The sequence below is a fragment of the Providencia sneebia DSM 19967 genome (genome assembly GCF_000314895.2).
Lineage (GTDB): Bacteria > Pseudomonadota > Gammaproteobacteria > Enterobacterales > Enterobacteriaceae > Providencia > Providencia sneebia.
This window is the reverse complement of the sequence record NZ_CM001773.1, coordinates 1,690,617-1,703,642: the sequence shown is the minus strand read 5'-3', so window position 1 is coordinate 1,703,642 and position 13,026 is coordinate 1,690,617. Positions and strand designations below refer to the sequence as shown.

The following is a 13,026-nucleotide window of genomic DNA, read 5'->3' as shown; positions in this document are numbered from 1 at the left end:
TCACACCTTTAATCTAAAATTTTATTGAAGGCTAGCGAAAGTTTTTTCGCACAGCTTCAAGATCTTCAGGTGTATCTACACCAGCTCCCGGGGCTTTTTCAGCCACTGCCACATGAATTTTCTCGCCATACCATAGCACTCTTAATTGCTCTAGCATTTCAATTTTTTCTAATGGACTTGGTTCCCATGCAATATAACGGCGGATAAACCCAGCGCGATATGCATAAATACCAATATGACGTAAGAAATCATCACCTATGGTATCTGTAGCAACTGAAAATCTGTCTCTATCCCATGGAATAGCCGCACGAGAAAAATAGAGAGCATAACCTTCATGATCAGTGACAACCTTAACGGCATTCGGATTAAAAACCTCCGCAGAATCCGTTATTTTTACTGCCAATGTGCCCATTTGTGCCTTACTTCCGCGTAAATTAGCTGCTACTTGGCTAATAATTTCAGGCGGTATTAAAGGTTCATCACCTTGCACATTGACAATAATTTCATCATCAGCAAAACCATAAGTATCTATGACCTCTGCTAATCTTTCCGTACCAGATTGATGATTCGGATCTGTCATGCAAGCTTCACCGCCAGCTTGAATTACCGCAGCGGCAACATCTGCATGATCTGTTGCAACAATAACTCGAGATGCGCCTGATTTAATTGCTTGCTCCATCACCCTCACAACCATTGGCTGACCATGAATATCAGCTAGAGGTTTACCAGGAAGGCGGGTAGATGCGTAACGAGCAGGAATTATTACAGTAAACATAGTAAGTTACTGTCCTTCTTCATCAATAGGGATTTGGCGGGCTTCATTTTCTAATAAGACAGGTATGCCATCACGGATTGGATAAGCAAGGTGATCGAATTTACAGATAAGTTCTAGATTATCTTTGTTGTAACTCAATTTACCGTGACAAACTGGACAAGCAATGATTTCAAGTAAACGGTGATCCATGTTTTCTCCCAAATGGATTTAACACACTTCAGCTCAGGATAACACAAGCTGATACCACCGTTAACTTTAATCTTTTTGAATGAGATCTCCTGCGAGAGGGTGAGAGGATAAATGCAGGAGAAATATACTGTTAATTATTTAATGACTAATAAGCAATAACGTCAGCAGCCGTTATACCATCAGAATTGCGAGTAACAGAAAACTCGACGTTTTGGCCTTCAGATAATGATTTAATTTTTTTATTTGCAATTGATTTACGAGTTACAAAAATATCATCTCCACCATTCATAGGTGAAATAAAACCATAACCTTCATTTGCATCAAACCATTTAACGCGGCCCATATGTAATTGTAAATTCATATAAAAACTCCTTTTGTTCTAAGAACAATAATTCTATTTATTGTTGTATTATTACTCTTTACACGTAGCACCCCATGATAAATTGCCGATTTATTTAAACGTTTAAGAGCAAGTATACCTTCACTAATTCGATGCTCTGCTATTAAATAACAGGCTCTATTGATGATTTTCATATACCAACCATCCACTGTAACTTAACAGTATTATTTGACAATTAGATGACAAAATTAATGAGTAACTGTGGAATATTTGAGGATATGAAAACTAACTAAGCACAACAGGCCGGAAATTCAATCTAAAATATAACTATTTACTAAAGCATTACATCAATATACATGATAATTAGATTTATATCACGCTGTTGCTATTATTATCATGATTAGCGACTATGAGCAAGCCCTTTTAGACTTATCTTCTATCACCTTTTTTATTTCACTTATGATCCGCTCTTCTCCAGCTTCATTTAATGAAGCATAAACAGGGAGATACCACCAATTCTGTTGGGCGAAAGACTGGCATTTTACTGCATCTTTTTCTGTCATCAATAATGTCTCATTATTTGGTGTTAATGAAACGAGCTTTTGTAATTCATAAGGTTGATGATCAGAAAAAGCATAAGTTTGCTTTAGTAATAGTCCTTTATTTTCTAATGATGTAAAGAAACGAGGTGGGTGCCCAATACCGGCCATGGCAACAACATTACTAAGTTCGCTTACAGGTAATTTATCGCCACTCAGCAAATTAACAGCAATGTCACCTTGCAGTTCCATTAATACTTCACTTGCTTGTGCTGTGCCGCCATTAACGATTCCGCCATTAACAATTAAAGCATTAACCGTTTTCAAACGCCCTGCGCGCTCACGCATTGGGCCAGCAGGAAGCCACCAGCCATTACCAAAACGGCGTTGACCATCAATCACCACGATTTCGTAATCTCGTCCTAAAGCATAATGCTGTAATCCATCATCAGTAATAATAATATCTAATTGATATTTTTTAAGTAATGCTTTAACCGCTTCACTTCGTTTTGGTGCAACAGCGACCGGTGCTTTTGTCCTGTGGTAGATAAGAACGGGCTCATCTCCTGCTTGTGCAGTTGGGGTATCCGGCGAAAGGACTAAAGGATATTGGTCAGATTTTCCGCCATAACCCCGAGAAACAACACCAACCCGATACCCTTCTTTTATTAATGATTCAACTAACCAAATAACGACGGGAGTTTTGCCATTTCCTCCCGCAGTTAAATTACCAACAACAATTACTGGAATTGGTGCTTCCCATGAACGAAATAGTCCAAGCTTATAGCAAATATATCGAACAAAAGTGACCAAACCATAAAGGAATGATAACGGAAGTAGTAATATATATAGCCATGATTGGCCGGACCAAATTCGTTCTATCATTGGCTAAATTGTATCTTATGTAGCTGAGCGTACGCGCCTTCTTTCTCAAGTAAGGTTTTATGGTCACCACGCTCTATAATATGACCATCTTGCACAACTAAGATTTCATCAGCATTTTCAATTGTCGACAAACGGTGTGCAATAACCAGAGACGTTCTATTTTTTTGTAACTCATCAAGGGCTGCTTGAATTGCACGTTCTGACTCGGTATCTAATGCTGATGTTGCCTCATCTAAAATAAGAATTGGCGCATCACGCAATAATGCACGAGCAATAGCAATACGTTGGCGTTGCCCACCAGATAACATCACACCATTCTCGCCAATAATGGTATCCAGCCCTTTATCCAACTTAACAATAAAGTCCATTGCATAAGCCATTTCTGCCGCTTTTTCAATTTGTTCACGGCTATAGCGGCCATCTGTAGCATAAGCAATGTTATTAGCAATTGTGTCGTTAAATAAATAAACATGCTGTGAAACCACGGCTACCTGACTGCGTAATGATTCAAGGGTATATTCTCGGATATCATCACCATCAATAAAGATATTACCTTCATTGATATCGTAGAAACGAGTGATCAAATTCGCGATTGTTGATTTACCTGATCCTGAACGCCCAACCAATGCAACAGATTTACCGGCAGGAATAGTAAATGAAACATCTTCTAAAGCAGGATGCTCTTTAGTTGCATAAGTAAAAGTGACATTTTTAAATTCAACATCTCCTTTTGCCTGCGACAACACTTTTGTTCCATCGTCTTTTTCTTGTTCGCTATCCAAAATAGTAAATAGCGTTTGGCATGCAGCCATACCACGTTGGAACTGTGAATTAACATTGGTCAGAGATTTTAGAGGACGCATCAACGCAAACATGGATGAGAAAACAACCGCAATAGTCCCCGATGTTAACTGATCACGGATCTCTGGGAAACTCGCGGCATATAACACAAATGCTAATGCGAACGAAGCAATCAATTGAATAATAGGATCAGATATTGCAGAAGCTGTCACCATTTTCATTGATTGACTACGCATATTATTACTGACTTTATTAAAACGTTCTGTTTCGACTTTTTGCCCACCGAAAATCAAAACTTCTTTATGCCCTTTTAGCATCTGCTCAGCGCTAGCGGTTACATGCCCCATTCCCGTTTGCATATTCTTACTTATTTTACGAAAACGTTTAGAGACAGTTCTGATAGCAAAAGAGACAATAGGTGCAACAACAATCAGAATCAGAGAAAGTTGCCAGCTATAATAGAACATCATCGCAAATAGCCCGATGATATAAGCACTTTCACGAATAATCGTGATCAATGCACCGGAAGAAGACGATGCAACCTGCTCAGAGTCATAGGTAATACGCGATAATAACGTACCTGTTGATTGCTGATCAAAAAAACTAACCGGCATTCCCATCATATGGCCAAATAACTTACGGCGCATATTCATAACAACTTTACCGGATACCCATGAAACACAATAGGTAGAAACAAAACTTGATGCACCACGGACAATCATCAAACCTAATACGGCAAGAGGAAGCCATTTCAAAACATCATTATCGGCTTTATCAAAACCTTCATCAAGTAACGGTTTTAATAAAGAAATCATAAACGCATCGCCTGCGGCGTTTATAATCAAAGCAATAGCAGCAACAATTAAACCTGCTTTAAAAGGGACAATCATCGGCCACAATCGGCGGAACGTTTGTCTTGTCGAAATGTCTTTATCATTCATGCTTTTATTACCAAACTTATTGTAAGCGCACTATTCTACTCGGGAAATGCCGGATCACCAAACCAGAGATGATACCAGCGAGGCTTGATTTCGTTTCTATAACGGGTCAATTCACTATTTCTTTTTTTAAACCAAATAGTTATTTGTCCGGTTTCTGCTGTGTTAATCCATTTTATATTATTACTTTTGTACCGAGAATACACTTTTTGGGAGGGTATTTTCCATGCACTATACCTTGCAGAAGATACAATCACTACATCTGGGGATACCGTTCTCACGAATAATGATGTAGATGATGTATTACTTCCATGATGAGGAGCAAAAAGAATATCAGAATCTAATTTTTTCTTATATAGCGCTGTAATTGCTTTTTCTCCTTCTTTTTCTATATCACCTGTTAGCAAAATTTTATAATACCCGTCAGTCAGCAAGATCACACAAGAATCATTATTATGTGATACTTTCGAAAGTAATTCTGGCCATAGAACTTCAAAGTTAAGCTTTCCCCATTGCCACTTCTGACCTTTATAACACGGAATATGGCGATTTTTTTTAATCGCGCTACGAATATTAAGCCAAGGGTATTGTTTAATTAGCTCAGGAACGCCACCAGTGTGATCAAGATGGTCGTGACTTAAAATAAGACCTATTGGCGTTATATGTTTATATTTCAGATAAGGAATAATTTGGCGCTGAGCATTACTACCATTTAGCCAACGATTCCCCGTATCATATAAAAGTGCTAAATTATTTTGCTGAATAACAACGGCTAGCCCATGCCCAACATCCAACGTTGTTAAACTCCAATCATTATTTTGGTGTTCTCGATCAACATCGTCAACTCCTATGCAAAGCATAATCAAACAACCCAATAAACCGCAATAATGTTTATACCATCCAAAAATAATAAATATTCCAATAACCCAGCAAAATATTAATCCCCAAAAAGGAATAATCATTATTTCGGTCCAATAACTGCTTAAGTATGGAAGCGGTTTCATGCCAATAAATATGATCTTATCAATCAATTGAAAAATTATATTTTGAATAAAAGATATAGGTAGGAAAAATAGTAATAAAATTGCAGGGATAACTAACCACGAAATTAATGGAACCAACCATAAATTAGCCCAAAAACTCATCAAGTTAATACCCTGAAAAAGGATAATCTGTATTGGCGCAAGTAATATAAGTAAGCCAACTTGTAAATGAGCTAATAACATAATATTAGCTATGAATTTAGGGTATCGAGCGAATAATGAGGCGGGAAATAGTTTAAACCAATATAATATTGAAAGCACAGCAAAACTCGAAAGCCAGAAACTATCAGATAATATTGCTAAAGGATCAGCCGCAACAATCAATCCAATACTCCAAATTGCCCACTGCCAAGAAAAATAGCGACCACTTTGCTGTTGAATATAAATCCATAATGTTAAACTAATTAGTGCGCGAGTTGCTGGAATAGCAAAACCAGAAACCCAAGCATAAAAAAATGCACATATAGCCCCAGCTAAAACGGGGAATTTGAGATTAATTTTATTAATTGGGAATACATACATGCATAGTCGCGCTAACCAAAAGCCAAACAAATATGACATTCCAATATGTAACCCAGAAATTGCGATTAAATGGCTTAATCCCGTGGTTTGTAAAAGCTGAGATGTCTCTTTTGGCAGCATTCCCCTTTCACCGAACATTAAGGCATACATCACGCCAGCATGATCCAAAAGAATTAATTTATCCATATAAGCATCAATTATCTTTTGTCTTGATGAACATTCAGGATTAATAACCTTTGCAGGTATATTTTTAAATGTACCAATGATGCGCTGGGAAATATGAGCTCTCTGCTGGTCATAACCACCTTCATTCATTGATGCGTGTATAGGCTTTAATATTCCAGTCAATGACCATGTTTGACCTGCACAAAGAGAAAAATTAGATTTGTGTTTAATTTTCCACATTGCATATAGCGGTGGAAAAGTATATTCACCATTTATTCTATTAATTCCAACCTTAATTTTTTCATTTTCATTATTAATTGAAGGAACACTCACAATTGTGACTTCTAAATCATGTGAACTTTTTGATAGAATATTAATATTATTAATTAAATAGTTACAATGAAAACAGGACCATAAAAAAGAAATAATAATCAATAATAATAATTTTAGATGTCTATTTACTTTAATAAACAGAGCAAATAATAATAAAATTATTTCGACAATTAATATATTGTCTAATTTAGGTATATGATGAATAAATAATATAGGGATAGCACCGATAAATACAGCAATAGATGCCATACTACAAGAAAGTGGTTTGTGTTTAAAAAAAGTAAATATCATCATGCATAGTCATCCACCTTAGATACCCGATATGAATAACTAACTATAAAGAAGCTTTAAAGATCTCAATATAAATATTCGAGTAAATTTAAACTCACTCGTAAATATTTATGTAATATACAATATAACAATGTTATCTTGCGAAGCTTCTCGCAAAACTAAAAACAGTAGTAAGTATTCATCGTGCAAAATAGAGTTAATTTGTATTATGGTTATATCTCACATGAGTATATGTAATAGTTTTTGTAATAATTACTTTATGATTAATGAAATTTATTTTTAAATAACCTGTTTTATAAACTCAATAAATTAATAAGAAAGGTTAGAACAATGAATAATTAACTTATAAATTAAATTTAAATATTTTATTTGAATTAATTATTAGAGGGAATATTGAAATGAACATACTGAATATAAAGAAAAAACGGCGCTGATTAATAACCAACACCGTTTTGAACTAATAATTAAGATTTATAATCAATTATTGACCATAAATATTTACACGGTCACGTAATTCCTTACCAGGTTTGAAGTGAGGAACGTATTTACCTTCCAATTCAACTTTGTCGCCCGTTTTTGGGTTACGCCCAACACGCGGAGCACGGTAGTGAAGAGAAAAACTGCCGAATCCGCGGACTTCTATACGCTCACCACTAGCCAAAGTATCAGCCATATGCTCGAGAATTTCTTTAACAGCTTCCTCGACAACTTTTGCTGAAAGATGAGATTGCTGGCTAGCCAGTCTTTCGATTAACTCAGACTTGGTCATAGTACCTCCCTAAACTACCGTTACAAAGGGGTAACATTATTGATTACCCCAACTTAATTATTCGCCTTTAGCCGCTTTGAAAGCTTCAGCCATCGCATTGTTGCTAAAGCTTGTTTCTTCTTGTTTATTCACGGTAGCGATAGCATCTTTTTCATCAGCTTCGTCTTTCGCGCGAACAGACAGGTTGATTACACGGTTTTTACGATCAACACCAGTGTATTTAGCTTCAACATCATCACCAACTTTCAGAACCAGAGTAGCATCTTCAACACGGTCACGTGAAGCTTCTGATGCACGCAGGTAACCTTCAACGCCTAAAGTCAACTCAACAGTTGCACCTTTAGCATCAACTGCGATGACTTTACCAGTAACGATTGCGCCTTTCTTAGTTGCTGCCAAGTAGTTGTTGAATGGATCTTCAGCTAACTGCTTAACGCCTAAAGAAATACGCTCACGCTCTGCATCGACTTGCAGAACAACTGCTGCGATTTCGTCACCTTTTTTGTATTCACGAACTGCTTCTTCTCCAGTAACGTTCCAAGAGATGTCAGACAGGTGAACTAGGCCATCGATACCGCCTTCCAGTCCGATGAAGATACCGAAGTCAGTGATTGACTTGATTTTACCTTCAACGCGGTCGCCTTTGTTGTGAGTTTCTGCAAATTGTTGCCATGGGTTAGATTTGCACTGTTTCAGGCCTAGAGAAATACGACGACGTTCTTCGTCGATGTCCAGAACCATAACTTCAACAACATCACCAACATTAACAACTTTAGATGGGTGAATGTTTTTGTTAGTCCAATCCATTTCTGAAACGTGAACCAGACCTTCAACGCCTTCTTCGATTTCTACGAAGCAGCCGTAATCAGTCAGGTTAGTAACGCGACCAGTCAGTTTAGTACCTTCTGGGTAACGTTTAGCGATTGCGACCCAAGGATCTTCGCCCAGTTGTTTCAGACCCAGAGACACACGAGTGCGCTCACGGTCAAATTTCAGAACTTTAACAGTGATTTCATCGCCAACATTGACGATTTCGCTTGGATGTTTAACACGTTTCCAAGCCATATCAGTGATATGCAGCAGACCGTCAACACCACCCAAATCAACAAATGCACCGTAGTCAGTAAGGTTTTTAACGATACCTTTAACTTCCATGCCTTCTTGCAGATTTTCCAGCAGTTGATCGCGCTCTGCGCTGCTTTCAGATTCAATTACAGCACGACGAGAAACAACAACGTTGTTGCGCTTCTGATCAAGCTTGATTACTTTGAACTCTAGCTCTTTGCCTTCCAAGTGAGTAGTATCACGAACTGGGCGAACGTCTACCAGTGAACCTGGTAAGAACGCACGGATGCCGTTCAGTTCTACAGTGAAACCACCTTTAACTTTACCGTTGATAACACCAGTTACAGTTTCAGCTTCTTCGTAAGCTTTTTCCAGCATCAGCCATGCTTCATGACGTTTAGCTTTCTCACGAGAAAGGATAGTTTCACCGAAACCATCTTCTACTGCATCTAGAGCTACATCGATTTCATCGCCAACTTGGATTTCAAGTTCACCCTGCGCGTTTTTGAACTGTTCTACTGGGATAGCAGATTCAGATTTCAGACCTGCGTCAACCAGGACTACGTCTTTATCGATGGCAACAACAGTACCACGGACGATAGAACCAGGACGAGTTTCAATATTTTGTAGGGATTCTTCAAAGAGTTGAGCAAAAGATTCTGTCATATTAATGATCTTCAAGGGTTTCTTATTAACGTCCATTCAGCATCCGGCCAGATGGGGTTGTTTCACATACCTCACAACTATCCATGTTATAAGGTGGGTGTTATGTCAATTTATTTAGATTAACACAACTTGAGTACGTATATTATCTGCATTACAAGCTAAAATACAGCCAATTATTAAGATAATTGTAGAATTTTTTTCGCATAGGTTTGTGCTTTTTCAATGACTTCCTCAATTGACATACTTGTGGAGTCTAGAATTAAAGCATCCTTTGCGGCAACCAAAGGCGCAACAGCTCTATTACGATCTCGATAATCGCGCTCTTGTATTTCGGTTAAAAGTCGATCAAAGTTAACATCAAAGCCTTTTTCCTGCAACTGCTTCATGCGTCGATGAGCACGTTCTTCTGCTGAAGCATCAAGGAAAATCTTCACTGGTGCATCAGGGAAAACAACTGTTCCCATGTCTCGTCCATCAGCAATCAGTCCGGGCATGCCTCTAAAAGCACGTTGACGTCTTAATAAGGCTTCTCTGACACGAGGAAACGTTGCTGCTTGAGATGCTGTATTTCCAACCGTTTCTGTTCGGATTTGATTAGTCACATCTTCGCCTTCTAAAATCACTTTTAAATGATTTTCTTCTGGCACAAAACGCACATCTAAGTTAGCCGCCAACGGAACTAAAGCATCTTCAGATTGAATATCCACGTGATGATGTAATGCTGCCAATGCAAGAACACGATAAATCGCACCTGAGTCTAAAAGTTGCCACCCAAATTCATTTGCTAATGCCTGACATAGCGTGCCTTTACCTGCACCACTTGGTCCATCTACCGTTATTACAGGGGCGATTGCCTCCATAAAAGTTCTCCTTTTTTGCAAGCGGCTTTGCCACCCGCAATTAAAATCTGTGGCAATATTATACCTACTCGGCAGTTTTGTGAAATAAGGAGCTTCTTAAGTAAATGAATAAAATATTGATGAGAATAAATGAATAGAACTGATTGGTTCCTTTATCGGATACCAATCAGTCAAATGATGATGAGTTTATTTGACGTTAGCTAGCTGAGCTAATCGTTGAAAATAGTCTGGAAAAGTTTTTGCGGTACAACCCGGATCAAGAATAGTGACTGGCGTATCAGATAATGCAACTAGCGAAAAACACATTGCAATTCTGTGGTCATTATAGGTTTCGATTTCTGCATGTTGTAATTTTGCAGGCGGCGTCACTCGAATAAAATCATGCCCTTCTTCAACTTCTGCGCCCACTTTGCGCAGCTCAGTCGCCATTGCATATAACCTATCTGTTTCTTTTACTCGCCAATTATAAATATTGCGAATAACCGTTTCACCTTCAGCAAATAGCGCAACTGTTCCAATTGTCATAGCAGCATCAGGGATCGCATTCATATCCATATCAATGCCGTTAAGCGTGCCACGCTCACATTCGACGAAATCATCTCCCCAGCGGATGGTAGCGCCCATTTTTTCTAAAACATTGGCAAATTTGGTATCACCTTGCAAACTATTGCGCCCAATTCCTGTTACGCGAACCGTGCCGCCTTTAATTGCCGCCGCAGCTAAAAAATAGGAAGCTGATGAAGCATCACCTTCAACCAGATATTCACCTGGTGATTGATACTGCTGTTTTCCAGTGATAGAGAATGATTGATATTGATGATTTTCCACATTAACACCAAATGTTTTCATTAAAGCTAATGTAATATCAATATAGGGTTTTGAAACTAATTCACCAATAATAGTAATAACTGTATCTTGTTCAGCTAATGGTGCAGCCATTAAAAGCGCAGTTAAAAATTGGCTTGAGACAGAGCCATCTACAGAGATATTGCCACCAGAAAAACCGCCTTGAATATGAATAGGTGGGTAATTTTCTTGTTCTAAATATTCAATAACTGCGCCACCTTCACGTAAAGCATCGACTAAATGGCCAATTGGGCGTTCTTTCATTCGCGGCTCACCTGTTAGCACAATATTATTATTAGCTAACGATAATGCGGCGGCTAAAGGACGCATTGCAGTTCCAGCATTACCTAAAAAAATCTCCAGTTCACCTTCATGGCTTAAGCATTTGCCAATACCTTGTACACGACAACGTGTTTTATCGTCCGAAAGTTGATAATTAACACCCAACAAGCTTAATGCATTCAGCATATGGCGAATATCATCACTATCTAATAAGTTTGTTAACTCAGTCGTACCATTAGCCATTGCAGCAAGTAAAAGAGCGCGATTTGATACACTTTTAGACCCTGGCAAATTAATTGTGCCATTAATAGAAGAAATAGGTTGTAATGTCAGGGATTGCATAAAGAGCAAATTCTCCAGTCTCGTTTGATTATTATCGTTATAAAATAAAGGAAAAAGGATAGCACTGCATTTAAATTACTATCAATAAATACAGTGCAATATATTATAAAGCTTACGCGTGACGATTTTCAAAATCTGCCATGAAATCTACCAACGCTTGCACGCCCGCTAACGGCATTGCATTGTAAATAGATGCACGCATACCACCAGAAACTCGGTGACCTTTTAGTGATAGCAAACCTCGTGCTTTAGCTTCTTCAAGGAATTTTTCGTCCAATGCAGGATTTTGCATTTGGAATGGCACGTTCATCCAAGAGCGGTTTTCAACGGCAACTCGGTTGATATAAAATTCGCTATTATCGATTGCATTGTAAAGTAACTGAGATTTCTCATAGTTACGTTTTGCCATCTCTTGCAATCCACCCTGCTCTTTTAGCCATTTGAAAACCATTCCTGATAAATACCAAGCAAATGTCGGTGGCGTATTGAACATTGAGTCATATTTAGCAAGGACGGTATAATCTAGCACTGAAGGTGTTTGTTTTGAGGCTTTACCTAATAAGTCTTCACGGATAATGACTAATGTTAAGCCTGCTGGTCCAATATTTTTCTGAGCGCCAGCATAGATAACACCATAACGGCTAATATCAATTGGTTTAGAAAGAATTGATGATGAATAATCTGCAATGACCACTTTATCATTAGGGAAATTGGGTTCTTCGTGAATAGCTAAGCCGTCAATTGTTTCATTCGGGCAATAATGAATATATGCTGCATCTTTGCTTAATGCCCATTCATCCATTGGCTGAATACTCAAAACACCATCTTTTACTCGTTTGGTCTCAATAATATTCGGTTCGCAGTATTTTTTAGCTTCTTCTGCAGCAGATTCGGCCCAATAACCACCCACAATGTAATCAGCTGTTGTTTTATCACCCAATAAGTTCATTGGTAATGCAGCAAAATGACCACGGGCACCACCATGGCAAAATAAGACTTTATAGTTTTGAGGAATATTTAATAAATCACGCAAATTTTGCTCTGCTTCTTCTGCCACGGCAATGAAATCTTTACCACGATGGCTAACTTCCATGACAGAAACACCCAAGCCTTTCCAATTACAAAATTCCTGTTCTGCACGACGCATGACTTCAACAGGTAGCATAGCTGGACCTGCACTGAAATTATAAACCTGACTCATTGACCTCACCCTATCTCAATATGTTATTAAATTGATTCAGTATCTAAGGTTGTATCATCACAAGCCGCTGGCTGCAATGGTTATTGCTTAGTCGGATACAAATACAATATGAGTTAATTGGAAGTAAAGAAGATAGGAATTTTTAAAATTGTTTGGTGACAATTCCCAGCACAA

General features: G+C 38.1%; 11 protein-coding genes. All 11 read right to left on the bottom strand.

The window, feature by feature from the left end; all coding sequences use genetic code 11:
- Nucleotides 1–31: 31 nt before the first annotated feature.
- On the bottom strand, nt 32–775 hold the full coding sequence (gene kdsB, locus OO7_RS06860; protein ID WP_008915231.1) for a 3-deoxy-manno-octulosonate cytidylyltransferase: 744 nt from the start codon (nt 773–775) through the stop codon (nt 32–34).
- Between the two features lie 6 nt (nt 776–781).
- Nucleotides 782–964, bottom strand: a complete 183-nt coding sequence (locus OO7_RS06855; RefSeq protein ID WP_008915230.1) for a Trm112 family protein — start codon at nt 962–964, stop codon at nt 782–784.
- A 145-nt stretch (nt 965–1,109) separates the two neighbouring features.
- Complete coding sequence (locus OO7_RS06850; RefSeq protein ID WP_008915229.1) at nt 1,110–1,325, bottom strand: cold-shock protein; 216 nt, start codon at nt 1,323–1,325, stop codon at nt 1,110–1,112.
- 386 nt (nt 1,326–1,711) lie between these two features.
- The gene (gene lpxK, locus OO7_RS06845) at nt 1,712–2,728 is read right to left on the bottom strand and encodes a tetraacyldisaccharide 4'-kinase (RefSeq protein WP_008915228.1); all 1,017 of its coding nucleotides are present in this window, start codon (nt 2,726–2,728) and stop codon (nt 1,712–1,714) included.
- Complete coding sequence (msbA, locus tag OO7_RS06840; protein ID WP_008915227.1) at nt 2,725–4,470, bottom strand: lipid A ABC transporter ATP-binding protein/permease MsbA; 1,746 nt, start codon at nt 4,468–4,470, stop codon at nt 2,725–2,727. Before msbA ends, lpxK begins: the two co-directional genes overlap by 4 nt.
- Nucleotides 4,471–4,505: 35 nt before the next feature.
- On the bottom strand, nt 4,506–6,824 hold the full coding sequence (locus OO7_RS06835) for a DNA internalization-related competence protein ComEC/Rec2 (RefSeq protein ID WP_008915226.1): 2,319 nt from the start codon (nt 6,822–6,824) through the stop codon (nt 4,506–4,508).
- Between the two features lie 478 nt (nt 6,825–7,302).
- Nucleotides 7,303–7,590: an integration host factor subunit beta gene (gene ihfB / locus OO7_RS06830; RefSeq protein WP_008915225.1), complete on the bottom strand. Its 288-nt coding sequence runs from the start codon at nt 7,588–7,590 to the stop codon at nt 7,303–7,305.
- A 57-nt stretch (nt 7,591–7,647) separates the two neighbouring features.
- On the bottom strand, nt 7,648–9,321 hold the full coding sequence (gene rpsA, locus OO7_RS06825; RefSeq protein WP_008915224.1) for a 30S ribosomal protein S1: 1,674 nt from the start codon (nt 9,319–9,321) through the stop codon (nt 7,648–7,650).
- Nucleotides 9,322–9,497: 176 nt separating this feature from the next.
- A complete protein-coding gene (gene cmk, locus OO7_RS06820; protein WP_008915223.1) occupies nt 9,498–10,181 on the bottom strand; it encodes a (d)CMP kinase in 684 nt (227 codons plus the stop codon).
- 186 nt (nt 10,182–10,367) lie between these two features.
- The gene (gene aroA / locus OO7_RS06815) at nt 10,368–11,651 is read right to left on the bottom strand and encodes a 3-phosphoshikimate 1-carboxyvinyltransferase (RefSeq protein ID WP_008915222.1); all 1,284 of its coding nucleotides are present in this window, start codon (nt 11,649–11,651) and stop codon (nt 10,368–10,370) included.
- 112 nt (nt 11,652–11,763) lie between these two features.
- Nucleotides 11,764–12,852: a 3-phosphoserine/phosphohydroxythreonine transaminase gene (serC, locus tag OO7_RS06810; RefSeq protein WP_008915221.1), complete on the bottom strand. Its 1,089-nt coding sequence runs from the start codon at nt 12,850–12,852 to the stop codon at nt 11,764–11,766.
- Nucleotides 12,853–13,026 lie beyond the last annotated feature (174 nt).